The following is a 26668-nucleotide window of genomic DNA, read 5'->3' on the forward strand; positions in this document are numbered from 1 at the left end:
TCAGTGCAGCATGGCGACCATGGCGCCGACGGTGCCGATGCCGAGGACGGTGCCGATCAGAACCGATGCCGATGCATCGATAGCATAGGTGCGATTGCGGATGGCGAACATCGATGCAGCAACGGCGGTCGGTACGGAACCGGTGATCAGCGCCTGAACGGCCAGGTCGTGCTGAACCTTGAACACATACACGCCGAGCAGCATCAGAGCCGGCATCAGGAAATTCTTCATGCCGATGTTGGTGATCACGTCGGCATTGACCTTGGCGCGCTCGCCGCAGAACAGCAGGCCCAGTGCGAACAGGGATACGCCGCCGGCGCTCTTGGCCATCAATTCTACCGAATGGTCGAGTACGCCCGGCAGCTTGAATCCGGCGAAGCTCAGGATGGCACCGGTGACCGGCAGCCACACCATCGGGTTGGTGACGGCTTTCCATACGCTTTGACCGAGCACGGAGGCGACGCTTTGTTGTTTCTCGCCTTCCGGAGTGCCTTCGGCATAGCGGGTCAGGATGATCGTGAGCGGCAGCATGAAGATACTGGTGATCAGATTGCCGACCAGCACCGCCAGGAAGCCGGACGGGCCGCAGACCACGGCCAGTACCGGAGCGCCAAAGTAGGCCATATCAGGAAAGGCACAGACCAGAGCCTGGATCGTACTGGTCTTCAGATCGTGGCGGAATACGAATCTGGCGACGACCAGCGAGATCAGGAACGTTCCCATCAGGCCGAGAATCATGGTCAGCACAAAGGGGACATTCTGCAATTTATCGGGCGTAGTGTGGATGGCGCCGAGAAAGAGCGAGAACGGCAGCGCGAAGCGCATGACCAGAGTAGCAAGGGTGGTGGCGTCGCTGTGTTGGAAATAGCCCCGGTTCCCGCCGATCCAGCCGAGAGTGATGATGAAAGCAACCGGAAACAGCGCGGTGAGCATAGCGTTTAACATTATGTAATCTCCATTTTCGAGCGGCGTCTTTATTGGGTTCGCCAAACCCGCCTTGTGGGAGGCGGTGTGCCTCTAATACAGCACAAGCCGTGCCAACGCTGAAATGGAGCGGATTCTTTGTGTAACGCACTGATATATATGGATAAAAATAGTTTTCTAAATTCTGAGGCCCAACGGCCCGTATCGTAATGGCGACAGTCGCCCGGCTTTGTTATCGGGTTTCCGTCACACGGATGGATCGAAATACCTGTTTAGCTTCGCAAAACTGATTCTGGTATGCTGAAAGGCTTGAAAATAAAGGAGTATTCATGGCACCGACTTCGCGCTCCGAATCCTTGCGGGGCGTCTTGTTCGCCATCGGCGCTTATATCTGCTGGGGCTTGTTCCCTCTGTACTGGAAACCGTTGCATCACCTGCCGGCGCTGGAGATCATGTGCCACCGCGTGGTCTGGTCGGCCCTATTCCTCTTCGCCGTACTGTCGGCCAAACGGCATTGGCGCTGGCTGCTCCCTGTCGCGCGCGATGCCGGCAAGCTGAAACTGTTCGCGTTCTCTTCATCGGCATTGACCTTGAACTGGCTGATCTATATCTGGGCGGTCAACAGCGGTCATGTCGTGGAATCCAGCCTCGGTTATTTTATCAATCCCCTGGTCAATGTCCTGCTCGGGCGGATCTTTCTCGGCGAACGCTTGTTGCCTGTGCAAGGGATGGCTGTAGGGCTGGCCTGTGCCGGGGTGGCATGGTTGACCTTGCTGCAGGGCGGGGTGCCCTGGATCGCGTTGTCGCTGGCTTTTACCTTTGGGGTGTACGGGCTGCTGCGAAAACGGGCACCTCTGCCATCGCTGGAAGGGCTGGCGCTGGAAACGCTGCTCATGCTGCCCTTGGCGCTCGGCTGCCTGGCCTGGATCGGCTTTCGCGGAGCGAGCGCCTTCGGCGCCGGCGATCCCGGGATCGACATCTTGCTGATCGGTGCGGGCGTGGTGACTGCGGTGCCGTTGTTATTGTTCGCCGCCGGCGCTCGCCGCCTGAAGCTGGCGACACTGGGCCTCGTGCAGTACATCAGTCCCAGCTTGCAGCTGCTGCTGGGGGTGTGCCTGTATCGCGAGCCATTCGGCGCGGGCCGGGCGCTGGGCTTCATCTTCATCTGGTGCGGTCTGGCGCTGTATACCGGTAGCAGCGTGCGCCGCTTTCTGCGCGAACGCGATGCGGCCGCCTGATGCCTACTGGTTGCAGCGAACCCAGCGCCGCCACTGTTCAAACAGCACGGGATCGCCGGCGGCAACGGCCGAGCGTTTCCACAGTCCATCCGACCAGTAGTCATCGCTTTGCAGGGTCGCGATGCGGCCACCGGCTTCTTCCAGTATCACGGCACCGGCAGCGTAATCCCACAGGCGCTGGCCACCGTGCACATACAGGTCGAAACGGCCGCAGGCAAGAAAGCACCAGTCCAGCGTGCATGAGCCAAGATTGCGCTGGGTTCCGAATGGGGCGACGCTGCTGATGCGTGAGGCAAGACGGCCCGAGCGCAGATATTTGATATCGACGCCGGCAATGGTATCGCCGATGTTTTTCGGGGATTTCTTCAGCGGCAGTGCCGTCTCGTTCAGGTAGGCGCCGCGACCGCGCTCGGCGTGGAACATCTCGCCGCTTACCGGGTTGAATATCACGCCGATCTCGCTGCGGCCTCGCTGAACCAGCGCCACCGAGATCGCGAAGTGAGGCAGACCGTTGACGAAATTGGTCGTACCATCAAGGGGATCGACCACCCACAACGAGTCGGGATTGTCCTCCCATAGCCGCAATTGCTCCTCACGCGTCATTTCCTCCCCCAGCACGGGGCAGGGAAGGATGGAGGGCAGGGCGTGTATCAGGGCCTGCTGACTGGCGAGATCGGCTTCGGTGCACAAGGTTCCGTCGTCCTTGCGGCTGGCGCCCACGCGTAGGAAGCGCGGCATGATTTCTGTCGCCGCCACCCCGCGCACGACGTCCATGAGCTGTTCGAGCACCTGCATCGGGCGGCTTCCTCCTTCGTGAATCCCGGCCTGCGCGATGCGCGGCGGGAAGACGCTGACTTCGGCGCGGACAGGGATAGTCGCGAAACCGTCGGCCCAGCTGCATTATACTATTGCGTCGTAATTCCCATTCGGACTGTTTTGTATATGCCAAGGTTTTATGTTGATGCCAGTTTGGCAACCGATACCATTGTCGAGTTGAGCGACGATGTGCTGCGTCATGTGCAGGTCCGCCGCTTGCGCGAAGGGGATGAACTGACTTTGTTCAATGGCGCGGGAGGCGAATATACGGCCCGGCTGTTGAGCATGGGCAAGCGCGCCGCACGGTGTCGCATCGAGACCTTCGATCCGGTCGAGCGCGAATCGCCCGTCTGGCTGGGGCTGGCTCAAGGGATCTCGTCGGGCGACAAGATGGATTTCACCTTGCAGAAGGGGGTGGAAATGGGAGTCAGCGTATTCCAGCCGGTGGCCAGCGAACGGTCTATTGTCAAACTCGCGGGGGAGCGTGCTGAAAAGCGCGTGGCGCGCTGGCAGGAAATCGTGTTGTCCGCATGCGAGCAATGCGGTCGCAACCGGGTGCCGGAAGTGCGGCCGATTCTGGGTCTGGCCGAGTGGCTGGAGATATCCGGCATCGAGACGACGCGGCTTATCCTGTCGCCCCTTGGCAGGGCCCGGCTGGCCGATATCGCGGTCGCACCCCAGCGCGCATGGCTGATGGCGGGCCCGGAAGGCGGGTTTTCCGATGGGGAAGAAGCCGCCGCGCTCGCGGCTGGCTGGACACCTCTGCGCCTGGGGCCGCGCGTCCTGCGCAGCGAAACCGCCGCCCTGGCTGCGGTGGCATCCATCCAGACGGTATGGGGCGACTATAGCGGGCAGACGACGCAGCGAGGTTGACGCTCAGGCGATACGGTAGATCAGCTTGCCTTCGAACAGCAGCTCGTGTTCGCCGATCTGGATGAGCCCGCCCGACGGGGCGGCGCGTTCGAACAGGTAGCGACGGCCTTCATATTCGATCCAGGCCGATATCAGCGCCCCTTCGAAACGGCCGAGAACTTCGCTTGAACGCGTCACATCGGCGCTGTCGGGAAGCAAGACACCGCTTGGAGCCGACGGTTCGTCGGCGGCCAGTTCCCACTCCTTGTTGTCGACCGGTTGCGGCAGATTGCGCACAGCGAGGCGCAGCCAGAACCGGAATACAAAGTCGGGAATCATGACACGGTGGACGCGTTTGTCGTCCGTGATCACGCAAGCGATGGTAAAGTGCGCGCCGCATCGACAACTGGCGCGGGCCGCGAGAAAAATCTTGTTGTCCAGCAGGCTGGCAATGCCCTGCATGGCATCCGCCCCCACCATGCTATGACAGCGCGGGCAGTGCTTTGCGAATCGCCGCACCATGGTGCCGTTGCTGAAGCGAATCGGAAGGAAGCGGGAAATTTTATCGGGTCGGGCCATTGACAGCATAATCCACAACATGAGGCCGTTCCATACGGCCACTCGGTTTGGATTATAACGTGTTATGTGGTGCGGGGTAGCGCCGCTTTACGAAAGCGGCGCCCGTTTTTTAGCGCGCGGCGATCTCGATCTGCGTTTTGAGGGTGTGCGTTTCTCCCGGAGCCAGCGTCTGGCTGTCGTCCAGGGCGTTGGCCGCCTCGACGCAGACAAAGTGATTCCATGCATCGTCGGGAAGGTCCGCGATCGACCGGCTGCGCGCAAGCCAGGGGTTCCAGACCACGCAGCTTCCCGATCCCGAATTGCTGACCGTGATTTGACGTTGCCATCCGGCATCGGCCACGGTGACGGGGGTGGCCGTATAGTAGACGCGATCGATTTCCCGATCGATGCGCAGTGGTGCCGGCTCGGCGATGGCTCTTGCATGCAAAACCTTGTCATCGTAGCGACAATTACCCATCCCGCTGATTTCCACCGCAGCGGCGGACGAAATGGCCAGATAGCTATGCAGTGCCGCCGACAGCGTTTGCGGGCGCGGACTTTCGTTATGCGTACTCAAACTGCAGGTCACGCCGCGTTCGCTCAGAAGGTAGCTGATTTCGACCGATAAGCCGTCGTGGCGCGGGCCTGCCAGTTTCACGTGAAACTGTTCGTCGTGGCGATCGATCGAAGTCAGCGCCCAATCCCGGTTACGGGCCACTCCATGCGCGGGTGCGGTCGTATCGTCGGGGTGCGGTCCAAACCAGGGCCAGCAGACTGGAATGCCGCCACGCACCGGTACGCCTGGTTCGAAAATGGCCGTCGGCGACAGATAGAGCAGTGCTTCGCCGTCGGTCGGGGTAAACGTGATCAACTGCCCGCCTTGCAGTGCGATCGTGGCCTGAAAGCGGTCGGTCGTGACTTCGACGGCAAAACATGCCGGGGCCAATTCGACGTGCCGGACGCCGGGCAATTGCAGCATGTCGGGGAATTTATTCGATTTCATAACTTAGACCTGCCTGGATGACTGTTTACAGGACAGTGTAATGGTTCCTGCCGCGAAGGCGAAGCCCGCAACGACTTCCCGCAGCCGGTGGCGCATGAGCTTCCGAAAAAGGGTTTGACTTGGCGCAAACCCCGGTTTTTCAAGGGTACTTTCCTGAAGATGCTCCAGCTAGAATGGTCGTATGGAAGATATGACCGTATTAGATGTGTCCGAAGCTCGCCAGCCCCGCTACCAGAGAATCAAGCAATTTATCCTGGATGGAATACGAAACAGGGAATACCTGCCAGGTTGCAAGATTCCTCCCGAGCTGGAACTGGCACGGCTGTTCGGCGTCTCCAGAATGACCGTCAACAAGGCTATCCGTGATCTGGCGGAGGCGGGGATTCTGCTGCGCTTTGCCGGTGACGGTACCTATGTCGCAGAACGCAAGACCGATTCGCCGTTACTGGATGTGAACAACATCGCACAGGAAATTCACTTCCGCGGTCATAATCACAGCACCACCCAGCATCTGTTGTGCACCGAAGCGGCAAGCGAAGAGATTGCCCTGCGCCTCGGAATGCATGTGGGCGATCCGGTGTTTCATTCACTGCTAGTGCATTTCGAAGACGGCGTACCGGTGCAGTTGGAAGACCGCTTCGTGAATCCCGCCTGGGCACCGTTCTATATGGAGCAGGATTTCGAGCAGATCACGCCCAACCACTATCTGATGCTGCACTGCCCCCTGACCGATCTCGAGCATAGCGTCGAAGCAGTGCATGCCAATGCCGAAGAGCAGCGCCTGCTCGGCATCGATGCCACTGAACCCTGCCTGCTCGTGTTGCGGCGCAGCTGGTCGCACAAAAACCTGGTCAGTTACGCACGACTCACGCACCCCGGACATCGTTACAAATTGCGCAGTCAGACGCGGGTCAGCCAGTAACCCGCGCCTGTTTTCCGGTGACGGGCCGGCTTATTTGCTGGTCTTGATCTGATTCACCAGCGGTTGCAGCTTGGCATCGAGCTGCTTGCCCGCGTCCTGCATCAAGCCGGTAACACTCTCATTCATGACAAGCGGCGATTCCGACAGCATTTTTGTGCCGGCGGGCGTCGCCAGGAAGGCGGCGATCGCGTGCAGCTCGTCATTGCTGAAATGCTTGCGATAGGCGTCCGACTGTTTCTTCTTGAATTCGGCCAGCGTCTGCGGCTTGGCAAAATAATCGTTGGTCACGGCGTCGATTTTTTTCAGCAGTCCCTCAACCTTGGTACGGCAGGGGGCTTGCTGTCCGCAGGCGGGATTGGTCTGCTGGAGTTGGGCGACCGCGGTTTGCTTCGCGGATTGTCCGAGTTGCTTTCCCAACTGGGTCACGAAGGCCGGTACATGCGCGGCCTGCTGGATCGCCGCGATATCGCGGGCCGGGTCGGCGGCGTCCTGCGCGTGCGCGGCGAGGGGCAGAAGTGCAACCAGTAACAAACGCTTGGCTCTCATATTCATCGGGTAAAGCTCCTTGATTGGACAAACCCCGATTCTATGCCTGCTGACGCCGCACGACTACCCGCTTGCCCCCCGCCATCGCGTCCTGCTGTTCGATCAGGCAGGACAAACCCCGCTCCCGCGCCGATGCCCGGATTCGAAATGGATATGCCCGGGCGCATTCAGCCACGGCAGGCGTGTCTGCCATTCTTCCGCCATCGTGCGCGCGTGTCGCCAGGGCCAACACTGGCGGGAGAGCCATGAACCGTGCCGTGGCGATGAGCGGCGGTCGCCACAGTGCGCAGCGGGCAAGCGCGAGGTATCCCGGGCTGCGCGCGACAACATCGGGCCCCGGGCATCGCTTGCCAGCGGCTCGGCCAGTGCCCGGACGGCGAGTCCCTTGAGCTGATCTAAAGCGGGCATGGCCTTGCCCGGCGGTGGAAGGGGAGTCGGCCTGCCCGGCCGGTGCGGAAGCAAAAAGGGCTATGGCTGCCGTTTTTTGGAATCATCGGGTATTTGAACGGCAGGCAGGAATGACCGGATTCCGGGCGGTTCACCTGCCGTGTCCGGCGCGCAATTGCGCAAGGGCCAACTGGCCGAGCCTGGCAATGGCCGCCGCGAGCGGTTCCGACCACGGCTGGCCGAAGTTGAGACGCAAACACGAGGCGAAACGGGGTTCGGCCGAGAACAAAGGCCCCGGGGCAAAGCTGATCGATTCGGCCAGCGCCTGTTGCAACAGCGCGACGCTATCCACGCCGCGCGGGCATTCTATCCACAGCAGCAATCCGCCGCGGGGGGACGAAACCCGTGTGCCGAGGGGAAATGCGGCCAGAACGGCCGCCGTCAATTGCTGGCATTGCCGCGACAACTGCCGACGGAACAGACCGAGGTGTCGGTCATACAGCCCGCTGGAGAGAAAGTCGGCGAGTGCCGCCTGTAGTAGTGCCGAGCCGACATAGCTGCTCGACAATTTGAGCTGCGCGAGGCGGGCCTGGTGTTTTCCTCCCGCCACCCAACCCTGGCGGAAGGAGGGGGCCAGGCTTTTGGTAAAGGAAGCGCAGTAGATGACATCGCCGTCGTTATCCCAGGCTTTGATCGGAGTCGGTCGGTCGGCGCCGAAATGCAAATCGCCGAAGACATCGTCTTCGATCAGGGGCACATGATGCTGGCGCAGCAAGTCGAGAAGCCGTTTCTTGTCGCCGTCCGGCATCAGGCCGCCGCCGGGATTCTGGAAATGCGGAACCACGACCAGGCAGCGCACCGCGCTGCCATGGCGCAAGGCGAACTCGAGGGCTTCCAGCGAGATGCCGCGTTCGGGCGTGCAAGGGATCTCCAGCGCCTTCAGGCCAAGGCTCTCCAACGTTTGCAGCAAGCCGAAATACACCGGAGTCTCGACCGCGACCGTATCGCCGGGGCGAGTGAGAGCCCGTAGAGCGAGCTGGATGCTTTCGGTGTTGCCGTGCGTGAGCAGGATGGCGGCAGGATCGAGTTCGAGTTGAAAGCCGGCGGCAAGCCTTTGCAACTGGTGCTGCAACTGCCGTTGCACCGCTTGCGAAAGGTGGGTGCCGATCAGTTCGGGCTGGTGGCGCAGGCGCTGTTGCAGCAGGCGCGCGATGGCCTGCCCCGGATAGAGCGCGGCAGCGGCTTCCGCCATGTGCAATTGCACCGAGATCGAAGGGTCCGACATTCGGACCAGATGCGAGGCGCGGCGGCCGAGATCGACCAGGGTCGCCGGCGCCGGCCAGGGCGGGAGCGTGTCGTCACCCTTCTGCGTGGGCGACAGAGCCGCATAGAAGCCGGTGCGCGGCCGGGCCACCACACGCTGCAAGCGCTCCAGATGCCGATAGGCCTGGAGCGCCGTCAACGCATTGACCCCATGATGTGCCGCGAGCGCACGCACGGAAGGCAGGCGGCTGCCGGGGGGCAGGCGACCGTCATCGAGTTGCGCGCACAGATCGTGCGCGATGCGCAGATAGAGCGGTGCGGTGTCTGTCATCGGCTTGTTATATAGAACAGATGCTCCAAGGGTAACGTTTTTGTACTGTGTTGTCAGGGTCTGTACGAGGCGGATGGGAAGGGGAGGGGGTAAGGTTGCGCATGGCTTTTCGCTGGAGATCCTACTATGCCGCTGTGGCGTGATTTTTCATTTTCGGCCTCGCTTTCGGCCTTGCTGGCCGTGCTGGTGTCGTATTCCGGCCCCTTTCTGATCGTCATCCATGCCGGCGAGGTTGCCCGGCTGAGTCCCGCTCAGTTGGCTTCATGGGTGGGGGCGATCTCCCTGGCCGCCGGCGTGGCCGGCATACTCCTGTCCTGGCGTTTGCGCATGCCGGTGATCACGGCGTGGTCGACGCCAGGGGCGGCGCTATTGCTCGCATCCTTGCCGTCCGTGCCGTACCGGGAAGCGATCGGCGCTTTTTGCCTGGCCGGCCTGTTGATTACCGGCATTGGTGCGAGCGGCGCATTCGACCGCCTGATGCGGGTGTTTCCGTCATCGCTGGCCGCCGCCATGCTGGCCGGGATTCTGTTCCGGTTCGTCGCGCAGGCCGTCGGCGCCGCAGGGCAGGAGCACGCGCTGGTGCTGCCGATGCTGCTGGTGTTTCTGCTCGCGCGCCGCCTGCTGCCGCGCTACGCCCTGCTGTTGACCCTGTTCGCCGGCGGCGGGGCGGCATGGGGGCTGGGTTTGTTTCAACCGGTGGCCGCGGCGATGCCGTCAAGCGGTCTGGTGCTGACCTGGCCTGAATTTTCCTGGCACGCGACGCTGAATCTGGCCTTGCCGCTGACCCTGCTTGCCCTGACAGGACAATTTTTGCCCGGCATGGCGGTGCTCAATGCGTTTGGCTACCGCCCTTCGGCGCGAGCGCCGGTAACGACGCTGGGCGTGGCATCCTTGCTTAGCGCTCCGTTCGGAGGGCATGGCGTGACCCTGGCCGCCATCATTGCCGCGATTTGTACCGGCCCGGAAGCCCATGCCGACATGCGTCGCCGCTATGTCGCCGGCGTGGTGTGCGGTGCGCTGACCTGCTGTGTGGGACTGGCAGGCGGGGCCCTGACCGGCTTCATCCTGAGTTTGCCCAGGATATTGGTGGTCGCTGCGGCCGGGCTCGCCGTGTTCGGGACGCTGGCTTCTTCGCTGAGCGCGGCGCTGGCGGACGAAAAGGGGCGCGAGGCGGCGCTGCTGACCTTCATGGTCGCGGCGTCCAATCTGGATATCGCCGGTTTGGGAGCCCCGCTATGGGCGCTTGCCGCCGGGGGGCTCGCCAGCGCACTGCTTCAAGGCCGCCTGCGCTTGGCGAAGCCGCCCGAGACAGACTGGCGCGGGTGAGGCCGGCGGTGTACAGTAAACCGCTTCCCCGCTCACCGTGCGGCCGTTTGTCCCTCGCGACCGGCCGCCCCCGACAGGAAGGTTCGTTCGATGTTTTCTGCTGAAATTTATCAACAGCGCCGCGCCCGGCTCGCCAAGGGCGACGCGCACGGTCTGCTGCTGTTTGTCGGTCATGTCGATGCACCGATGAACTACCTTCACAATTGCTATCCCTTTATTCAGGATTCGAGCTTCACCTATTTCTTCGGCCTGTCGGAACCCGGACTGTGCGCGCTGATCGATAGCACCAGCGGCGAGACGACTCTGTTCGGCGACGAAGCCGATATGGACGATATCGTCTGGACCGGGGAGCTGCCCGGTTTGTCCGCACGCGCGCTCGGCGTCGGCGTGAGCCGCAGCCGGCCCGCGTCCGAGCTTGCCGACGTGCTGCGCGTGGCGCGGAAAAACGGGACCTCCGTACATTATCTGAACCCTTATCGCGCCGAGACGGTGTTGCGGCTGGCCGAATTGCTCGACGCGGCTCCCGACGCCGTGCGCGCCGGCGCGTCGCCGGCGCTCGCGCGGGCGGTCATTGCCTTGCGGGAAATCAAGGGCGCAGAAGAAATCGCCGAAATCGAGCGCGCGCTGGAAGTGACGCGCGAGATGCATCTCGAAGCGATGCGCATGTCGCAGCCGGGGGTGGTGGAGCGCGAGGTCGTCGGGGCAATGGAAGGCATCATGCGTCGCCGCGACTGGCAACTCGCCTACCCCAGCATCTTTTCGCGGCGTGGCGAAATTTTGCATAACCACGGCCATGCACAAATCCTGCAGGCCGGCGATCTGGTCGTCAACGATACCGGCGCCAGCGCGGACTCGGGCTATGCCAGCGATATCACACGCACCCTGCCGGTCGGCGGGCGTTTCAGCCCGCGCCAGCGGGCGCTGTACGATATCGTGCTGGAAATGCAGGAAACGTCGATTGCCGCGATGAAACCCGGTGTGCGCTACCGCGATATCCATCGCCAGGCTGCGCGCCTGATGGTGGAGCGGATGAGTAGCCTCGGGTTTTTCCACGGCGATGCCGAGGCCATCGTCGATTCCGGCGCCTATGCGATCGCATTTCCGCACGGGCTCGGCCATCAGATCGGCCTGGATGTCCACGATATGGAAAGCCTGGGCGAAACACTGGTCGGCTATGAAGACGGAGACCAGCGCAGCCCCCTGTTCGGCCTCGCCTATCTGCGCATGGCCAAGCCGCTGCGGCCGGGCATGGTGATCACGGTGGAACCGGGTATTTACTTCATTCCCGCGTTGATCGACGCCTGGCAGGCCGAGGCGCGTCACTCCGCCTTCATCGATTATGCCGTGTTCCAGCAATACCGCGATTTCGGTGGCATTCGCATCGAAGACAACGTGCTGGTGACCGAGCAGGGCAGCAGCGTGCTGGGTACGCCGATTCCGAAGCGTGCGCAGGATGTCGAAGCGGCGATGCAGGGAAACTGAGCCACGGGGCCGGCAGGTTTCACGTGAAACCTGCCGGCCGTCAGCTCGTCAGCTCCGCGCGTGGCAGCCGTATCACCACTTTCAGGCCGCCGCCATCGACATCCTTGAGCTGGAGCGTCCCATTGTGTTGCTTGACGATGCGTTCGACGATGGCAAGCCCGAGTCCACTGCCGCCATCGGTGCCGCGATGCTCGGCCAGCCGCTCGAACGGGGCTAACGCTGCCGTGCGGCGCTCCATGGGGATGCCGTCGCCGTGGTCGGTCACCGATAGCACGGCATCCTGGCTGGTTTCCGACACCGTGACTTCAAATGGCGCCCGCCCGTAGCGGCGGGCGTTTTCCAGGAGATTGCTCAGCAAGCGCTCGAGCGCCAGCGCATCGGCCGGAATCTCGGGCTCCGCCAGCGGGGTCAGCTTGATTTCCATCGCCTCGCGGTTGAAGCGGGAGACCACGCTGCTCGCCAGTTCCGCCAGCGCCACCGGCGCCCGGTGCGGGACTTCTTCGCTGCGGGCAAAATCGATGAACTGGCGCACGATGCGCGACAACTCATCGATATCGTCCAGCATGTCCGGCGTGTCGCCATTCGCTTCCTGCATCTCGACCAGCAGTTTGAGCCGGGTGAGCGGAGTGCGCAGATCGTGCGACAGCCCGGCCAGCATCAACCGCCGCTCCGATGCCGCCGTCTGCAGCGAGCGCGTCATTCGGTTGAAGCTTTCGGTCAGGGCGCGGACTTCACGCGGGCCGCTGTTTTCGGGCACCGGCCCGGGCGTACGGCCATGTTCGAGGGTGCGCGCCGCATCCACGACCTGGCTGATGGGCTTGCTTACACGCCAGGCGATGGTGAACGCCACCATGATGGAGGTGAGCGAGGCCAGCAAGGTGGCGAGTGTCGCGCGGCTGAGCTGGTTTTCGTGGAAATGCGACTGCGGTATCACTAACCAATATGGCGCGCCGAGCAGACGGACAGAAATCCAGAGCTGCCGCGACGTCTCCAGCTGTCGTGTCTTGACCACCGAGCGCACGCCGAGACCGCGTCCCAGCTGTTCGGAGAATGCCTGTGCCAGCGGCGAGAGCGACGTCGTGAAAACCAGGGAACGGTCTGCATCGCCGGGCAGTATCTGCATCATGCCGGGACGGTTATAGGTCGAAAGATAGGTCTGGCGAGCCGCCGGAGTCATCGGGTCCAGATGGCCCTCGATATCCGCCAGCGTATCGATGACATGAGTGTACAACGCCTTGGCTACCATTTCGCGACGTTCGCCGGTTACTATCCACCAGGTGAACAGCTGCGCTGCCACCACCGAGATGAGCACCAGCATGGCCAGCCGCAGGAACAGGGAGCCTGTGAGTTTGCGCACCGCTTACTCCCGGTCGCGGCCATCCGGCACGAATACGTAACCGTAGCCCCAGACCGTCTGTATATATCGCGGACCGCCGGATCCTTTCTCGAGCGCCTTGCGCAGGCGGGAGATATGGACATCGATGCTTCTATCCAGCGATTCCCCGTTTCCTTTGCCCAGTGCCATTTCCATCAATTGTTCGCGCGTCAGCGGGCGGCGCGGGTGGGTGACCAGCACGGACAGAACCGCGTACTCGGCACTGGTCAGCGCGATGGTCTGACCGTTGCATGACAACTCGCGTTGTCCGAGGTGCAGACCGAATTCTCCGAAGTGGATGCTCGCGTTCTCGTCATGGCTGGCGGTCAGCGCCGGCGTCGCATAGTGACGGCGCAGCACCGATTGAATCCGCGCAGTCAGCTCGCGCGGGTTGAACGGTTTGGCCAGATAGTCGTCGGCGCCCATCTCCAGGCCCAGTATCCGATCGATGTCTTCGCCACGGGCGGTCAGCATGATCACCGGAATCATTTCGCCCTGGGCCCGAAGGCGGCGGACAACCGCGAGCCCGTCCTCCCCCGGCATCATGATGTCCAGCACCAGTATGTCGGGACGATTGCGCGCGAGTTTGCGATCGAGGTCGCGTGCGTCGGGTAACGCTTCGACGGTATAGCCCTGTTGGTCGAGGTAGCGCATCAACAGATCGCGAAGTTTTGTGTCATCGTCAATGACAAGAACTTTGTTTTTTTCCATAGCCTTAGAGTATCCCGAGTCCGGGCATGCGTCAGCCAGCGCAAGGCGGCTGGTTTGTGGAAATGTTAAAACAAAACGTCCTAACATATCTGTTAATAACTTGGGAGCGCGGCGAAACGGATACGCAACGTTGCTTTTTTACATTGAATCCAATTGTTATCGACATCGTTCGGCGCGACGCCGGCTTCGCTCGTTTCAGGGCAAGTCTAGCATCAACGTCGGGATTCAACTTAGAGGCAAACGATGAAGTCGCGCCTGTTGGTCTTGGCTGCATTATTGCTGGCGCCGGTCGTGCCCATGAAGGCGGGCCCGCTCTCCATCGCAAGCTGCGATGCGGGGAGCGAGGCCTGCCGCGGACAGGTTCAGGACTGCGCGAAGGGGGGAGGGGCGCAAGGGACACGGCAGACCTCCCGCCCGGACAACTGCACCGGCGGACACGCCGCGCAACCCGACCCCGATCGTCGTTTCTGGCGCGAGAAACGGCGTAAAGTTTTCGAACCCGACACTTTTGATGGTTCATGAACGACGCAAGGGCCGGGCAGACCCTGTTTTCAGGGGATGAGAATGATGGATCCACTGGTGGAGCGCGATTCCAGATCCCGGTGCGCTGTGGCCGCCTGCTCGAGTGGGTAGCGCCGCGATGGGGCAACATTGATGCTGCCATCGGCGATGCGGGCAAACACCTCGCCGGCCGAAGCCTCGAGCTCTGCCCGTGTCGCGACGAAATCGCCGAGCCGCGGACGGGTGAACAGCAGCGATCCCTTTTGCGACAACAGCAAGGGGGAGAAGTCGGGTACGGCGCCCGAGGCGTTGCCGAAGCTGACGAACAGACCGCGCCGGGCCAGGCAGTCGAGCGAGATGGCGAAGGTGTCTTTCCCCACTGAATCGTAAACGACCGGCACGCCTTGCCCTCGCGTGATCTCGCGCACGCTGGCGACCACATCCTGTTCGCGGTAATTGATGACATGGCGGCAGCCGAGTTCGAGCGCGAGCCTGGCTTTGGCGGCGGAGCCCACCGTGCCGATGACCTCGACGCCCAGTGCAGATAGCCACTGTACCGCAATCTGGCCGACACCTCCCGCCGCCGCATGCCATAGCACGGTCTGACCTGGTCGCACGCAGTAGAGGCGGCGGATAAGGTATTCGACGGTCATGCCCTGCAACATGACGCAGGCGGCTTGTTCGAATCCGACTTCCGGGGGCAGCAGGATGAGTTTCTCTGCATCGATCAGGCGTTCCCGGGAATAGGAGCCGGGAGGGCCGCCGGCATAAGCAACGCGATCGCCGACGCCGAAGCGTTCCACGCCGCTGCCGACGGACTCGACCACGCCCGCCCCTTCCTGGCCCAGCCACGACGGCAACGGCAGCGGGTATAGCCCCGAACGCTGGTAGGTGTCGATATAGTTCACGCCGATGGCATGGTGTCGAATCCTGACTTGGCCCGCTCCCGGTGCGCCAAGGTCGACCGATTCCAGCCGCAAGACTTCGGGTGGGCCGATTTCACGAAAAACGATAGCCTGGGTCATCGCGAGGGTTCTCTCGAGCTTGTCAGCGCCGTATGTGTCGTGTCCTGCACGAATTGCCGCAATCCGGGCAGACACTCCGGCCAGCGCTGCAACCTGTGGTTGTCGCCATTGAGCAAGGTTTGGCGGCACCCCGAATAGTGTCGCGCAGCCAGTCGCCAGTCCAGCGTTTCATCCGCTGTGCCGAGCACCAGCCAGTAACGCCGCAAGGATGGCCTGGCGACGACATGCTCGGCCAGTACCGCGCCATCATCCCGTCCCAGTGTGTAACGCTCGCCGGTGAAGGGCTGGATCTGCTCGCCCATGAAACGGGCCAACTCGATATGCGGAAAGAGCGTCGGGTTGATCAGGACCGCCCTGCGATCCAGCGCAGCGGCTAGCCAGGATGCGTAGAAGCCGCCGAGGGAGCTGCCGATGATGACGGTGTCGGCGGGCAGATTTTCCACCACCTCCCGCGCCACGCGCAGGGCATCGGCCGGGTGCGGCGGCAAAGCGGGGCAGTGCAGGGTGCCCGGGGCGAGAAAAGCGGCGGTCTCGAGCGCCTTCGCAGAGCCAGGGCTGGAGTTGAAACCGTGCAGATAGACAAAATTCAAGTCAGGACTCATTGATAGCTCTTCAACAACGTTTTCAACTGGCCATTGCGAGTCAGACGATCGATGGCCTGATTGACTTGGCCGAGCGTGAAGGTGGAGTGGGGGGCCACGGCGCAAGCCGTAGGAAGCGACGAGACTATCATCGGATGCACTTTAAATGTCTGGGCGATTTTCGCATTATTGCGTAGCCATGCGGCGTAAGACAGCTCGGGGATGGCCACGACATCGCTCAGGCCCTTGCCCAGCGCTTTCATCATCAAGTCGATATAGGGCTCTTCGATTCGCGTTGCCCGTCCCTGCTCCCACAAGGCGTCGAACAAGGGGTAGTTGTAACCGTGTATGGTGCCTATGCGGCGGCCGACGATGTCGTCAAGCTGATGGATATCGGGAAGTCTGCGCAGGCTGACCAGCCGTTCTACCAGCGGGTAGACTTCACGTGACCATCCCAGGTGCTCGGCATTGCCGAACCAGGCCGGATTGGCGTTGCAGATGATATCGACGCGGCCGCTTTCTATCCAGGGTTCGACGCGTTTGCGCGAGAGGACCACAAACTGGGGCCTGGCGCCGAGTTCGTGTGCAAGCAAGGTGCCAAGGTCGAAAGACAAGCCGCCTACAAGCTGGCCGCTGTTTTCCGCGATGACGACGATGGGGGGGGAATCCGTGTCGGCTACCCCGATACGGATGACACTGGCGGCGTAAACACGCGAAAACGTCAGCAGCAGCAGTAGCAAGACAATATGAAGTCGCGACATACTATTGTTCTTTCTTCTTCTATCAGCACCTTCCGGAAGTGGCGGTACCCCATGCTATGATCGAAAGGTTGACCCTTGTGTTTTAGACAATATCACGGCGATTTTCATGACAAAACCCGGCTTTCATCCTATTCACGAACACTTGCAGCGGCGAATCCTGATTCTGGATGGCGGCATGGGCACCATGATTCAGCGCCACCATCTGAGCGAAAGCGACTACCGTGGCGAGCGCTTCGCCGCCTGGCCTTCCGACGTCAAAGGGAATAATGACCTCCTGGTACTGACGCGGCCCGACGTGATCGCCGGCATCCATCAAAGCTATCTTGAGGCCGGCGCCGACATCATCGAGACCAATACCTTCAATGCGACCCGCATCGCCATGGCCGATTACGGGATGGAGGCGCTGGTATGGGAGATCAATCATTCGGCGGCGCGACTGTGTCGCGAAGCCTGCGATCGGCAAACCGCCCGCGATCCCTCGCGTCCGCGTTACGTTGCCGGTGTGCTCGGCCCGACCAACCGTACGTGTTCCATCAGTCCGGATGTCAATGATCCCGGGTTTCGCAATGTGCATTTCGACGAACTCGTCGAAGCCTACCTTGAAGCGATAGACGGGCTGGTCAAGGGCGGAGTGGACCTGTTGTTGGTCGAAACGATTTTCGACACGCTCAACGCCAAGGCCGCGGTTTACGCCATCGAGTGCTATTTCGACGACAATGGCCTGCGCCTGCCGGTCATGATCTCCGGCACCATCACCGACCAGTCGGGCCGGACTCTGACCGGACAAACCACGGAGGCGTTCTATAACAGCCTCGCCCACTCGCGTGCCTTGTCGTTCGGGCTCAACTGCGCGCTGGGTCCCGACCTGCTGCGCCAGTATGTCGAGGAGATCGGCCGTGTCTGCCCCGGCTATGTCTCGGCCCATCCCAACGCCGGCCTGCCCAACGCATTCGGCGGCTACGATCTCGAGCCGGCGGCAATGGCCCGCGAAATTCGCGCTTGGGCCGAGGACGGCCTGCTCAATATCGTCGGCGGCTGCTGCGGGACCACTCCCGAGCATATTGCCGCCATCGCCGCGGCGTTGGAAGGGGTTGCGCCGCGGCGTTTGCCCGATGTCGCGCGACAGTGCCGTCTATCGGGACTCGAACCGTTCAACATTGGCGATGACAGCCTGTTTGTGAATGTGGGGGAGCGCACCAATGTCACCGGCTCGCGCGCCTTTGCCAAGCTGATTCTGAACGGTGACTACGCCACCGCGCTTGACGTGGCGCGGCAACAGGTGGAAAACGGTGCCCAGATCATCGACATCAATATGGACGAGGGCATGCTCGACGCTCAGGCGGCGATGCAGCGTTTCCTGAACCTGATCGCTGCCGAGCCGGATATCGCGCGCGTCCCTATCATGATCGACTCGTCCAAATGGAGCGTGATCGAGGCCGGACTCAAATGCATCCAGGGCAAGGGCATCGTCAACTCGATCTCGCTGAAGGAAGGGCACGAAGCCTTCGTCCGGCACGCGCGGCTGGTGCGCCGCTACGGCGCGGCAGTCATCGTGATGGCTTTCGATCAGGACGGGCAGGCCGACAGCTACCAGCGCAAGATCGAAATCTGCGAACGCAGTTATCGCATTCTGGTGGATGAGCTCGATTTCCCGCCGGAAGATATTATCTTCGACCCGAATATTTTTGCGGTGGCGACCGGCATCGAAGAGCACGCCCGGTATGGCCTGGATTTCATCGAAGCGACGGCCTGGATCCGGCAGCACCTGCCCTATGCCAAAATTTCGGGCGGGGTGTCCAACGTATCGTTCTCCTTCCGCGGCAATAACAAAGTGCGCGAGGCTATTCACGCCGTCTTTCTCTATCATGCGATTCAGCGCGGCATGACGATGGGCATCGTCAATGCCGGAGCGCTGGAGGTCTATGGCGAGATCGATGCCGATTTGCGCGAGCGGATCGAAGACGTGATCCTGATGCGGAAGCCGAATGACGGCGGCGATGTGACCGAGCACCTGATCCTGCTCGCGGAGAGCGTGAAGGGCGAAGTGCGCGAAGGCAGGGCCGAGGATCTGAGCTGGCGTGCACAGCCCGCGGCCAAGCGCATCGAGCATGCGCTGGTGAAGGGTATTACCACTTATATCGAGCAGGATACCGAGGAAATCCGCGCCAGCCTGCCGCGGCCGATCAATGTGATCGAAGGCCCGCTGATGGACGGCATGAACGTCGTCGGCGATCTGTTCGGTTCGGGAAAGATGTTCCTGCCCCAAGTCGTCAAATCGGCACGCGTGATGAAGCAGGCTGTCGCCTATCTCGAACCCTTTATCGATGAAGAAAAACGGCTGTTGGGCATCGTTGATTCGGCGCCGAAGGGCGTCATCATCATGGCGACGGTCAAGGGCGACGTGCACGATATCGGCAAGAACATTGTCGGCGTGGTGCTGCGCTGCAATAACTACCAAGTGATCGATCTGGGTGTGATGGTGCCGTCCCAGACCATCCTGGACGCGGCGCGCGAGCACAAGGCCAATATCATCGGCCTGTCGGGGCTGATTACCCCGTCGCTGGAAGAAATGAGCCACGTGGCCAAGGAAATGGAGAGGCAGGGTTTCGAGCTGCCCCTGCTGATAGGCGGTGCCACGACTTCCAAGGTCCATACCGCCGTCAAGATCGCTCCCAACTACTCGGGAACGGTCGTATACGTGGCGGATGCCAGCCGCGCGGTCGGCGTGTGCTCCAATCTGCTGTCGGATGATTTGGCCCGCGATTTCCGGCAGAGCGTGCTCGACGATTATGTCCGTGTGCGTGAGCAGCATGCGCGGCGCCGCGAAGTCCGGCTCTTGCCGTTGGCCGAGGCGCGCGCCAACAAATTTCGATGCGACTGGGCGAACTATGTCCCGCCGTGTCCCGCACGACTCGGTACCCTTCGCTTCGACGATTATCCGCTGGAGGATTTGCTGTCGACGATAGACTGGACCCCGTTCTTCCAGAGCTGGGAGCTGGCCGGGCGTTACCCCGCCATTCTTGACGATGCCGTGGTAGGCGAGGCGGCGCGTTCGCTGTGGCTGGATGCGCAGGCGATGCTTGAGCGCCTGGTCGACGAACGCTGGTTGACCGCGCGTGCGGTGATCGGCCTGTTCCCGGCCAATAGCGTGGACGACGACGATATCGAGGTTTATGCCCCCGAAGGAGACCGGCTGCTGCTGCGCTGGACCGGATTGCGCCAGCAGAAGCCGTTAGCGAGCGGAAACGACAGCCAGGAACGTCCGAATTGGGCGCTGGCCGATTTCATTGCTCCGCGGACGAGCGCGGTACGCGACTATATCGGGGCTTTCGCCGTGACCGCCGGCATTGGCATCGACGCCCATGTTGCGCGTTTCGAAGCCGCTGGCGACGACTATTCGGCCATCCTGCTCAAGGCCCTGGCCGATCGCCTGGCTGAGGCGCTGGCCGAGCGCATGCACCAGCGAGTGCGGCAGGAGTTCTGGGGCTATGGCGCTCAAGAGGCATTGAGCAATGAGCAATTGATTGCCGAACGCTATCAGGGCATACGCCCGGCGCCTGGCTATCCCGCCTGCCCCGACCACACGGTGAAACGCGAGCTGTTCGAATTACTGGATGCCCCGGCGATCGGCATGACCCTGACCGAGAGCTATGCGATGTTGCCCACGGCAGCCGTTTCCGGGTTCTACTTCAGCCACCCGGAAAGCCGGTATTTCGGGATAGGTAAAATCGACCGCGATCAAGTGCGCAGCTATGCCGAACGGCGTGGCGTAGGGCTGGAGCAAGCAGAACGCGATCTGGCCCCCAATCTCGGCTACTGATGAGCGCAACGCGCGGCAGCGATCGTTCTTAAACCGGCTGGAGTTTTTCCGACGCGAACAGGACGGTCGTGTTCGCGTCGGCCAGCCACATCTGCCCGTCCTGTATCGTCACCGTCAACTGCATCGAACGATCGCACAAGGTGGCAAGCTGGGCCAGGATATCCGGGGCCACGCTCTCGACGGTCAGCTTGGAGAAACGCCGGGCCTTGTCCTCCATCTGCTTCCACCACATTTCTCCGGCGCGTCCTCCGTAGCTGTAGACCCAGACCGCTTCGGCGCGCGAACAGGCGCGTCGCAGGCGTTTTTCATCGGGTTCGCCCAGTTCGATCCAGTGCTCGATCTCGCCGCCGTAGTTCAGTTGCCAGATATCCGGTTCGTCGTCGACGCTGATACCTTTGGTAAAGGCCATCGTCTCGCTCGCGTGGCGCGCGAAAACGGCCAGGCGCAGCATCATGCGTTCCACGGTTTCGGACGGATGCAGAGCCACGGTCAGATTATGGCTGGCGTAATAGCCGCGATCCATATCGGAAATGGTGAGATCAGCTTTGTATATGGTGGCTTTAAGTGCCATTGCGCTTTCCGGGTCAGGATGAGGTGGGCTAGTGTAAGCCGCGCGCGACGATGGGTACAGCGCAGAGCGGCGCGACGTGCGCATTTCCCTTGCGCGGAAAATAACGGTACACTGCACGGCCTCGCGTTGTAACCAGTCGGCGCGCCGGATTTTCCCGATTTTCCTAACACGTCTGCCTGGATTGGTGTCGCACAACCTGCGATGGGCCGTCGCTGGAGTGTTTCATGTCTGACATTAAATTTACCGACCTTGGTCTGGTCGAGCCTTTGCTGCGTGCCGTTACCGAAACCGGCTATACCGTCCCGACCCCGATCCAGGCTCAGGCCATTCCCCTGGTGCTCCAGGGCGGAGATCTGCTGGCGGCGGCACAGACCGGCACCGGCAAGACGGCCGGCTTCACCTTGCCGCTGCTGCAACGCCTGTCCGGCCAACCCGCCGCCAAGCCCGGCCGCCCGCGCGCTCTGGTGCTGACTCCCACCCGCGAATTGGCGGCGCAGGTTGAAGAATCGGTAAAGACGTATGGCAAGTACTTGCCCCTGAAGAGCATGGTCATGTTCGGCGGCGTGAGTTTCAACCCGCAAGCCGCGCAACTGCGCCGTGCGGTCGATATCCTGGTCGCGACGCCGGGGCGTCTGCTCGATCACGTTTCGCAGAAGACGCTCGATTTGTCCGGCATTGAAATCCTCGTTCTGGATGAAGCCGACCGCATGCTGGACATGGGTTTCATCCACGATATCCGCAAGGTATTGGCTCTGCTGCCGTCGCAGCGTCAGACGCTGCTGTTCTCCGCCACCTTCTCCGATGAGATCAAGGCGCTGGCCGACCGTCTGCTGAATCAGCCGGGTCTGGTCGAAGTCGCACGGCGCAATACGACCAGCGAACAGATCGAACAAAGCGTGCATCTGGTCGACCGCGATCGCAAGATCGACCTGCTCACGCATCTGATCAAGGACGGCAACTGGCATCAGGTGCTGGTGTTCACCCGGACCAAGCATGGTGCCAACCGCCTGGCCGAAAAGCTGGACAAGAGCGGAATCAGCGCCACCGCGATTCATGGCAACAAGAGCCAGAACGCCCGGACCCGTGCGCTGGCCGATTTCAAATCGAATACCCTGCAGGTTCTGGTGGCGACCGATATCGCCGCTCGCGGTCTGGACATCGATCAATTGCCGCATGTCGTCAACTTCGAATTGCCGAATGTGCCGGAAGACTATGTGCATCGCATCGGTCGTACCGGACGCGCCGGTTCCACCGGCGAAGCGGTGTCGCTGGTGTGCGTGGACGAGTTCAAGTTTCTCAAGGACATCGAACAGTTGATCCGCAAGCAGATTCGCCAGTTCACGGTTCCCGGGTATGAAGCCGATCTGACGGTCAAGCCCGAGCCCATCCTGATGGGGGGGGCGCGCCGCGGCGGTGGTCAGCCCCGCCAGGGGCAGGGGGCAGGTCGTGGCAACGCTGGTCGGAACGGGGCTGCCCCGCGCAACGGGACGACGGCTCCGCGCAGCGGCAACCCCGCCCCGCGCAGCAATGCCAGCGGCGCCCCGCGCAATAAGGGCTCGTCGGCCCCGCGCAACGGAAACTCGGCTCCGCGTAACGGCAACGGCGACGTCAATGGCAATGTCGCCCCGCGCAATGGCAATAGCAACGGAAATGCCGCGCCACGCAGCGGCGGAGCCGCCAGCCGCAAGCGCACACCGTATTGATGATGCTCACGGAGAGGCGGGTGCCGCCTCTCCGCTGTCGTCTTGCGGCCCTCGTTCCATGCTCTTCGGACCGACGAGGGCCGTAACTTCATCTGTGATACGCTGCGCAAGTGCCGGATCGCTGACGACGCGGGTCAGTAACTGGCATCCCAGCATCAGGGCCAGCAGGGCCCCCGGTTTTACGTACGCCTCCTCCTTCTCCCCGATCTCCTGCAGTTGCTCCAGCCAGCCTTGTACACCCGCCGTGAATGCGCGTCGCGAGATATGGTCTCGCCGCGATATCTCTGCTGCCAGGGTGCTGGCGAAGGAGGTGAAATCCGGCCGATGCGCAAGGAAATCTTCAACCAGTACCCGCTGCGGTTTGTCTTGCGCGTTGGCAAGTATATGTCGCCAGTGTTGTCCGACCGCCCGGAAGGACAAGCGGCAGGTTTCAGCCACCAGTGCTTCCTTGTCGCTGAAATGGCGGTAGAAGCCGCCATGAGTCATCCCGAGATCCGCCATCAGGTTAGCGATGCCGACGGCGCCGATGCCTTCTGCCTGGTAACGGTGAGCAGCCATTTCCACGATTCGCTGGCGGGTGAGAGCCCGCTGCTCGTCCTTGTAGCGCACGATGTTTCTCCTGGAGCAAACGACTCTTTATTGAGATGATGAGCATCATCTCAATAAAACGTTTTGATTTCAATCAGATAGATATTGATAAATGGGTAACATATCCTGGCGCATCATTTTTTTGGGCCGGATGCTACCATCTCGGTTATGGAACTCTATCGATTTTTACAACAGCAAGGTTTCGGTAGCCGCAAGGAATGCCGCCAACTGGTCGAGTATGGTCTGGTCGAAATCGACGGCCATCTCGCGCAGGATTATCGCTTGCCGGTCGATGTTGCGATGATCTCGGCACTGCTCGTGGATGGCGAGCCGTGGCAGCCCGTTGCGCTGCCGCTTTATCTGATGTTGAACAAGCCAGCCGGCTACGAAACGTCGCATAAACCGCAGCATCATCGCAGCGTTTATTCGCTCTTGCCGCGGCAATTCTCGCGCCTCGAAATCGCGGCTGTCGGCCGGCTCGATGTGGATACCACGGGTTTGCTGCTACTGACGACGGATGGCGCCTGTGTCCATGCGCTAAGTTCGCCGCGGCGGCATGTAGCCAAACGCTATGAGGTTACGCTCAAGCATCCTGCCGACGCGGAGTTGATCCGTCAGTTGAAGGACGGTGTCCTGCTCAAGGATGAAAAGGAGAGGGTGATGGCTGACGAGGCCGAGATTCTTTCCGACGAGCGCATCGCCCTGACGATCAGTCAGGGCAAGTATCACCAGGTCAAGCGCATGGTGGCGGCGGCAGGAAACCGGGTTGTGGGACTGCACCGCACGGCACTCGGACGACTTGAGCTCGGAGAGCTGGAAGAAGGATGCTGGCGTTTGTTGACTGCCGATGAGCTGGAACGGCTTGGCTTGCGAGGGGAGTGAAAAAGACAGGGTTGCACAGCGAGCAGGCAGCCCATTGGGAGTGCCAATGTCATGCATTCATTTGATCATTATTTATGTAATGAATTACATAATAAAATAATACATGCGGGCTAACGGCCTGCATGGAGAGCGTCTTGCAATTTCTTACGCCGCCTTCATCTTTTAACGATGATCGAGGCATTCTGCCGCTCATCCTTGTGATAGGAAAAAATATGCAGCAATTCGACGGAACCACCATCGTTTCCGTGCGCCGCGGCCAGCGGGTCGCTTTGGGTGGAGATGGACAGGTCACGCTCGGCAATATCGTGATCAAGTCCACAGCACGGAAAATTCGTCGGCTATATCATGAGAAGGTACTGGCCGGATTTGCCGGGGGGACGGCCGACGCGTTTACCCTGTTCGAACGTTTCGAAGCCAAGCTGGAGAAGCACCAGGGGCATCTGGTGCGCTCAGCCGTCGAGCTGGCCAAAGACTGGCGCACTGACCGCATGTTGCGTCGCCTGGAAGCCATGCTGATCGTCGCCGATCGGGATAGCACCCTGGTCATCACTGGCAACGGCGACGTCCTGGAGCCGGAGTACGGCATCGCTACGATAGGCTCGGGCGGCGCTTTTGCGCAGGCTTCCGCGCGCGCCCTGCTGGACAACACTGAACTCGCGCCCGAGATCATCGTCAAGAAGTCGCTGGAAATCGCCGGCGATATCTGTATCTATACTAATCAGAATCATCTGATCGAGACCTTGGGCGAATAGCACATGACTACGCCGCCAGCGCGGTGGCGTCTCACAGGATGTGGCCATGACACAAATGACTCCGCAGGAAATCGTTCACGAGCTGGACAAACATATCATCGGGCAAGATGCCGCCAAACGCTCCGTTGCCATCGCCTTGCGCAACCGCTGGCGACGCCAGCAGGTCGAGGAGCCGTTGCGCAACGAAATCACGCCGAAGAACATTTTGATGATCGGGCCGACCGGGGTCGGCAAGACCGAAATCGCCCGCCGGCTCGCCCGCCTGGCCAATGCGCCATTCATCAAGGTGGAAGCGACCAAGTTCACAGAAGTCGGTTATGTGGGGCGCGACGTGGACACGATTATTCGCGACTTGGCGGAAATCGCTATAAAGGACGCGCGCGAGTTGGCAATCAAGCGCAACCGCAGCCGTGCCGAAGAGTCGGCGCAATCGCGCTTGCTGGATGTGCTGCTGCCACGGGCGCGGCCAGGCGCGGGCTTCTTTGCCGGCGAGAGTGCGGAAGACGCGAAGGTTGAGGACGGCTCCACGCGGCAGAAATTCCGGACGATGCTGCGCGAGGGCAAGCTCGACGACAAGGAAGTCGAGATCGAATTGCAGGAAGCGCCGAGCAAGATGGAGATCTTCGCGCCGCCGGGGATGGAAGATTTTTCAAGCCAGCTGCAGACTATGTTCCAGGGCATGGCTGCCGGCAAGACGCGCGCACGCAAGATGAAGGTCTCCGATGCCTTCAAGCAGCTGATCGATGAAGAAGCGGCCAAGCTGGTTTCCGAAGAGGAGATCAAGCTGGAGGCCATCCGTAGCGTAGAGCAGAACGGTATTGTCTTTATCGATGAAATCGACAAAGTGGCCAGCCGTTCGGAAGGGCAGGGAGCCGACGTGTCACGCTCGGGCGTGCAGCGCGATTTGCTGCCGCTGGTGGAAGGTACGACGGTGACGACCAAGTACGGCATGGTCAAGACTGACCATATTCTGTTCATCGCCTCCGGTGCCTTCCATCTCGCCAAACCGTCCGACCTGATCCCCGAGTTGCAAGGGCGTTTCCCGATACGGGTGGAACTGACCTCATTGTCGGTCGATGATTTCCGTCAGATTTTGACCAATACGGATGCCTGCCTGACGCGCCAGTACCAGGCGTTACTGCAAACGGAGGGCATGGAGCTCGAGTTCAGCGATAGCGGAATCCGGCGCATTGCTGAAATCGCGTGGCAGGTCAACGAAAAGACGGAAAACATAGGGGCGCGGCGTCTGTATACCGTGATGGAAAAACTCCTCGAGGAAATCTCCTACGATTCGCGCAGCGGTCGCTTCGATGTCGATGCCGCCTATGTCGACAGCAAGCTCGATGCGCTTGCGCAGCGCGAGGATCTGGCAAGATATGTTCTTTGAGATCGATTTGATTGGAAAAACCGCCCGCAGGGCGGTTTTTTCATGTTATCGCGATGCCTGCGGCGGCGGAATCGAGCAGAGAATGGGGTTCTGGCGCCGGTGTGGCATGGGATTGAAAAAAGTTCATATGGGATATGTGCCGTTAAAACAGTAACTTGGCACATGATATGTGCTGAATTGAAGCTTTTGGCAAAATAAGGGATTGACGGAGGAGGGGGGCGGCGGTATAGTTCGTCTCCTCAGCTGACGACGCAAACGAAACACGGCGCCGACAGCACTGCTCTTTAACAAAACGAACAACCGATAGGTGTGAGTGTCTGGCCGAAGCCGACACTTGCACTGCAAGAGAAGGACCACTGGTTC

At 61.2% G+C, this 26668-nt stretch carries 26 protein-coding genes; 12 read left to right on the forward strand and 14 right to left on the reverse strand.

Translation table 11 applies throughout. From position 1 onward, the window contains the following. Positions 1-945 (reverse strand): AEC family transporter, encoded by a 945-nt coding sequence (locus G520_RS0107235; protein ID WP_028535069.1) that lies wholly within the window; start codon positions 943-945, stop codon positions 1-3. A 308-nt stretch (positions 946-1253) separates the two neighbouring features. Here G520_RS0107235 and rarD point away from each other — a divergent pair, with 308 nt between their 5' ends. Next, positions 1254-2162 (forward strand): EamA family transporter RarD, encoded by a 909-nt coding sequence (rarD, locus tag G520_RS0107240; protein WP_028535070.1) that lies wholly within the window; start codon positions 1254-1256, stop codon positions 2160-2162. A 3-nt stretch (positions 2163-2165) separates the two neighbouring features. On the opposite strand, the gene G520_RS0107245 is transcribed toward rarD, so the two are convergent. Beyond that, on the reverse strand, positions 2166-2957 hold the full coding sequence (locus G520_RS0107245) for an inositol monophosphatase family protein (protein WP_036665624.1): 792 nt from the start codon (positions 2955-2957) through the stop codon (positions 2166-2168). Between the two features lie 147 nt (positions 2958-3104). Here G520_RS0107245 and G520_RS0107250 point away from each other — a divergent pair, with 147 nt between their 5' ends. Beyond that, positions 3105-3851, forward strand: coding sequence for a 16S rRNA (uracil(1498)-N(3))-methyltransferase (locus G520_RS0107250; RefSeq protein WP_028535072.1), 747 nt, complete (start codon positions 3105-3107; stop codon positions 3849-3851). 3 nt (positions 3852-3854) lie between these two features. Here G520_RS0107250 and G520_RS0107255 read toward each other — a convergent pair whose 3' ends face one another. Both G520_RS0107255 and G520_RS0107260 read right to left on the reverse strand, forming a co-directional pair. Further along, positions 3855-4409, reverse strand: coding sequence for a hypothetical protein (locus tag G520_RS0107255; protein ID WP_028535073.1), 555 nt, complete (start codon positions 4407-4409; stop codon positions 3855-3857). Positions 4410-4518: 109 nt separating this feature from the next. Next, the gene (locus tag G520_RS0107260) at positions 4519-5391 is read right to left on the reverse strand and encodes a D-hexose-6-phosphate mutarotase (protein WP_051229196.1); all 873 of its coding nucleotides are present in this window, start codon (positions 5389-5391) and stop codon (positions 4519-4521) included. 190 nt (positions 5392-5581) lie between these two features. Between G520_RS0107260 and hutC the strand changes: the two genes are divergently transcribed. Then, positions 5582-6313: a histidine utilization transcriptional repressor HutC gene (hutC, locus tag G520_RS0107265; RefSeq protein ID WP_028535075.1), complete on the forward strand. Its 732-nt coding sequence runs from the start codon at positions 5582-5584 to the stop codon at positions 6311-6313. Positions 6314-6343: 30 nt separating this feature from the next. Here hutC and G520_RS0107270 read toward each other — a convergent pair whose 3' ends face one another. The 3 genes from G520_RS0107270 to G520_RS0107275 form a co-directional block, all read right to left on the reverse strand. After that, positions 6344-6865, reverse strand: a complete 522-nt coding sequence (locus G520_RS0107270) for a DUF2059 domain-containing protein (protein WP_028535076.1) — start codon at positions 6863-6865, stop codon at positions 6344-6346. A 96-nt stretch (positions 6866-6961) separates the two neighbouring features. After that, complete coding sequence (locus tag G520_RS24865; RefSeq protein ID WP_156876899.1) at positions 6962-7267, reverse strand: hypothetical protein; 306 nt, start codon at positions 7265-7267, stop codon at positions 6962-6964. Between the two features lie 130 nt (positions 7268-7397). Next, the gene (locus tag G520_RS0107275; RefSeq protein ID WP_028535077.1) at positions 7398-8840 is read right to left on the reverse strand and encodes an aminotransferase-like domain-containing protein; all 1443 of its coding nucleotides are present in this window, start codon (positions 8838-8840) and stop codon (positions 7398-7400) included. Between the two features lie 126 nt (positions 8841-8966). On the opposite strand from G520_RS0107275, the gene G520_RS0107280 reads away from it, so the two are divergent. Both G520_RS0107280 and G520_RS0107285 read left to right on the forward strand, forming a co-directional pair. Beyond that, a complete protein-coding gene (locus G520_RS0107280) occupies positions 8967-10166 on the forward strand; it encodes a benzoate/H(+) symporter BenE family transporter (protein ID WP_036665627.1) in 1200 nt (399 codons plus the stop codon). 90 nt (positions 10167-10256) lie between these two features. Beyond that, positions 10257-11648: an aminopeptidase P family protein gene (locus tag G520_RS0107285; RefSeq protein WP_028535079.1), complete on the forward strand. Its 1392-nt coding sequence runs from the start codon at positions 10257-10259 to the stop codon at positions 11646-11648. Between the two features lie 40 nt (positions 11649-11688). Here G520_RS0107285 and G520_RS0107290 read toward each other — a convergent pair whose 3' ends face one another. After that, the gene (locus G520_RS0107290) at positions 11689-13005 is read right to left on the reverse strand and encodes an ATP-binding protein (RefSeq protein WP_028535080.1); all 1317 of its coding nucleotides are present in this window, start codon (positions 13003-13005) and stop codon (positions 11689-11691) included. A gap of 3 nt (positions 13006-13008) precedes the next feature. Next, positions 13009-13734 carry an osmolarity response regulator transcription factor OmpR gene (ompR, locus tag G520_RS0107295; RefSeq protein ID WP_028535081.1) on the reverse strand — a complete coding sequence of 242 codons (726 nt, stop codon included), beginning with the start codon at positions 13732-13734 and terminating at the stop codon, positions 13009-13011. A 243-nt stretch (positions 13735-13977) separates the two neighbouring features. Here ompR and G520_RS24870 point away from each other — a divergent pair, with 243 nt between their 5' ends. Then, on the forward strand, positions 13978-14256 hold the full coding sequence (locus G520_RS24870; protein WP_156876900.1) for a hypothetical protein: 279 nt from the start codon (positions 13978-13980) through the stop codon (positions 14254-14256). A gap of 29 nt (positions 14257-14285) precedes the next feature. On the opposite strand, the gene G520_RS0107305 is transcribed toward G520_RS24870, so the two are convergent. Genes G520_RS0107305 through G520_RS0107315 form a run of 3 tightly spaced genes read right to left on the reverse strand, consistent with a single transcriptional unit; the run spans position 14286 to position 16602 of the window. Beyond that, positions 14286-15260 (reverse strand): quinone oxidoreductase family protein, encoded by a 975-nt coding sequence (locus G520_RS0107305; protein WP_028535082.1) that lies wholly within the window; start codon positions 15258-15260, stop codon positions 14286-14288. Then, positions 15257-15862 carry a YqiA/YcfP family alpha/beta fold hydrolase gene (locus tag G520_RS21955; RefSeq protein WP_051229198.1) on the reverse strand — a complete coding sequence of 202 codons (606 nt, stop codon included), beginning with the start codon at positions 15860-15862 and terminating at the stop codon, positions 15257-15259. Before G520_RS21955 ends, G520_RS0107305 begins: the two co-directional genes overlap by 4 nt. Next, complete coding sequence (locus G520_RS0107315; RefSeq protein WP_028535083.1) at positions 15859-16602, reverse strand: substrate-binding periplasmic protein; 744 nt, start codon at positions 16600-16602, stop codon at positions 15859-15861. The genes G520_RS21955 and G520_RS0107315 overlap by 4 nt, the downstream gene beginning before the upstream one ends. 106 nt (positions 16603-16708) lie before the next feature. On the opposite strand from G520_RS0107315, the gene metH reads away from it, so the two are divergent. After that, a complete protein-coding gene (metH, locus tag G520_RS0107320; RefSeq protein ID WP_028535084.1) occupies positions 16709-20422 on the forward strand; it encodes a methionine synthase in 3714 nt (1237 codons plus the stop codon). Positions 20423-20450: 28 nt separating this feature from the next. Here metH and G520_RS0107325 read toward each other — a convergent pair whose 3' ends face one another. Next, positions 20451-20993 (reverse strand): YaeQ family protein, encoded by a 543-nt coding sequence (locus G520_RS0107325; protein WP_028535085.1) that lies wholly within the window; start codon positions 20991-20993, stop codon positions 20451-20453. A 224-nt stretch (positions 20994-21217) separates the two neighbouring features. Between G520_RS0107325 and G520_RS21960 the strand changes: the two genes are divergently transcribed. Further along, positions 21218-22696: a DEAD/DEAH box helicase gene (locus G520_RS21960; RefSeq protein WP_051229199.1), complete on the forward strand. Its 1479-nt coding sequence runs from the start codon at positions 21218-21220 to the stop codon at positions 22694-22696. Between the two features lie 6 nt (positions 22697-22702). Here G520_RS21960 and G520_RS21965 read toward each other — a convergent pair whose 3' ends face one another. Beyond that, the gene (locus tag G520_RS21965) at positions 22703-23305 is read right to left on the reverse strand and encodes a TetR/AcrR family transcriptional regulator (RefSeq protein ID WP_051229200.1); all 603 of its coding nucleotides are present in this window, start codon (positions 23303-23305) and stop codon (positions 22703-22705) included. A 147-nt stretch (positions 23306-23452) separates the two neighbouring features. Between G520_RS21965 and G520_RS0107340 the strand changes: the two genes are divergently transcribed. The 4 genes from G520_RS0107340 (at position 23453) to G520_RS24875 (ending at position 26459) form a co-directional block, all read left to right on the forward strand. After that, the gene (locus G520_RS0107340; protein ID WP_028535086.1) at positions 23453-24166 is read left to right on the forward strand and encodes a pseudouridine synthase; all 714 of its coding nucleotides are present in this window, start codon (positions 23453-23455) and stop codon (positions 24164-24166) included. Between the two features lie 212 nt (positions 24167-24378). Further along, positions 24379-24918: an ATP-dependent protease subunit HslV gene (hslV, locus tag G520_RS0107345; protein ID WP_028535087.1), complete on the forward strand. Its 540-nt coding sequence runs from the start codon at positions 24379-24381 to the stop codon at positions 24916-24918. A 46-nt stretch (positions 24919-24964) separates the two neighbouring features. Beyond that, complete coding sequence (hslU, locus tag G520_RS0107350; protein WP_028535088.1) at positions 24965-26305, forward strand: ATP-dependent protease ATPase subunit HslU; 1341 nt, start codon at positions 24965-24967, stop codon at positions 26303-26305. Further along, the gene (locus G520_RS24875) at positions 26295-26459 is read left to right on the forward strand and encodes a hypothetical protein (protein WP_156876901.1); all 165 of its coding nucleotides are present in this window, start codon (positions 26295-26297) and stop codon (positions 26457-26459) included. Before hslU ends, G520_RS24875 begins: the two co-directional genes overlap by 11 nt. Positions 26460-26668 lie beyond the last annotated feature (209 nt).

The organism is Paludibacterium yongneupense DSM 18731 (assembly GCF_000422925.1).
Classification (GTDB): Bacteria; Pseudomonadota; Gammaproteobacteria; order Burkholderiales; family Chromobacteriaceae; genus Paludibacterium; species Paludibacterium yongneupense.

Bases quoted from the DNA above. Each gene is read 5' to 3' on its own strand.
- G520_RS0107235 (WP_028535069.1), bottom strand. From the start codon at position 945: ATGTTAAACGCTATGCTCACCGCGCTGTTTCCGGTTGCTTTCATCATC.
- G520_RS0107325 (WP_028535085.1), bottom strand. From the start codon at position 20,993: ATGGCACTTAAAGCCACCATATACAAAGCTGATCTCACCATTTCCGAT.
- G520_RS24870 (WP_156876900.1), top strand. From the start codon at position 13,978: ATGAAGTCGCGCCTGTTGGTCTTGGCTGCATTATTGCTGGCGCCGGTC.
- G520_RS0107245 (WP_036665624.1), bottom strand. From the start codon at position 2,957: ATGCAGGTGCTCGAACAGCTCATGGACGTCGTGCGCGGGGTGGCGGCG.
- G520_RS0107305 (WP_028535082.1), bottom strand. From the start codon at position 15,260: ATGACCCAGGCTATCGTTTTTCGTGAAATCGGCCCACCCGAAGTCTTG.
- metH (WP_028535084.1), top strand. From the start codon at position 16,709: ATGACAAAACCCGGCTTTCATCCTATTCACGAACACTTGCAGCGGCGA.
- G520_RS24875 (WP_156876901.1), top strand. From the start codon at position 26,295: ATGTTCTTTGAGATCGATTTGATTGGAAAAACCGCCCGCAGGGCGGTT.
- hslV (WP_028535087.1), top strand. From the start codon at position 24,379: ATGCAGCAATTCGACGGAACCACCATCGTTTCCGTGCGCCGCGGCCAG.
- rarD (WP_028535070.1), top strand. From the start codon at position 1,254: ATGGCACCGACTTCGCGCTCCGAATCCTTGCGGGGCGTCTTGTTCGCC.
- G520_RS0107315 (WP_028535083.1), bottom strand. From the start codon at position 16,602: ATGTCGCGACTTCATATTGTCTTGCTACTGCTGCTGCTGACGTTTTCG.
- G520_RS24865 (WP_156876899.1), bottom strand. From the start codon at position 7,267: ATGCCCGCTTTAGATCAGCTCAAGGGACTCGCCGTCCGGGCACTGGCC.
- G520_RS0107255 (WP_028535073.1), bottom strand. From the start codon at position 4,409: ATGGCCCGACCCGATAAAATTTCCCGCTTCCTTCCGATTCGCTTCAGC.
- G520_RS0107260 (WP_051229196.1), bottom strand. From the start codon at position 5,391: ATGAAATCGAATAAATTCCCCGACATGCTGCAATTGCCCGGCGTCCGG.
- G520_RS0107340 (WP_028535086.1), top strand. From the start codon at position 23,453: ATGGAACTCTATCGATTTTTACAACAGCAAGGTTTCGGTAGCCGCAAG.
- G520_RS0107250 (WP_028535072.1), top strand. From the start codon at position 3,105: ATGCCAAGGTTTTATGTTGATGCCAGTTTGGCAACCGATACCATTGTC.
- G520_RS0107285 (WP_028535079.1), top strand. From the start codon at position 10,257: ATGTTTTCTGCTGAAATTTATCAACAGCGCCGCGCCCGGCTCGCCAAG.
- G520_RS21955 (WP_051229198.1), bottom strand. From the start codon at position 15,862: ATGAGTCCTGACTTGAATTTTGTCTATCTGCACGGTTTCAACTCCAGC.
- G520_RS0107280 (WP_036665627.1), top strand. From the start codon at position 8,967: ATGCCGCTGTGGCGTGATTTTTCATTTTCGGCCTCGCTTTCGGCCTTG.
- hslU (WP_028535088.1), top strand. From the start codon at position 24,965: ATGACACAAATGACTCCGCAGGAAATCGTTCACGAGCTGGACAAACAT.
- ompR (WP_028535081.1), bottom strand. From the start codon at position 13,734: ATGGAAAAAAACAAAGTTCTTGTCATTGACGATGACACAAAACTTCGC.
- G520_RS21960 (WP_051229199.1), top strand. From the start codon at position 21,218: ATGTCTGACATTAAATTTACCGACCTTGGTCTGGTCGAGCCTTTGCTG.
- G520_RS0107275 (WP_028535077.1), bottom strand. From the start codon at position 8,840: ATGACAGACACCGCACCGCTCTATCTGCGCATCGCGCACGATCTGTGC.
- G520_RS0107270 (WP_028535076.1), bottom strand. From the start codon at position 6,865: ATGAATATGAGAGCCAAGCGTTTGTTACTGGTTGCACTTCTGCCCCTC.
- hutC (WP_028535075.1), top strand. From the start codon at position 5,582: ATGACCGTATTAGATGTGTCCGAAGCTCGCCAGCCCCGCTACCAGAGA.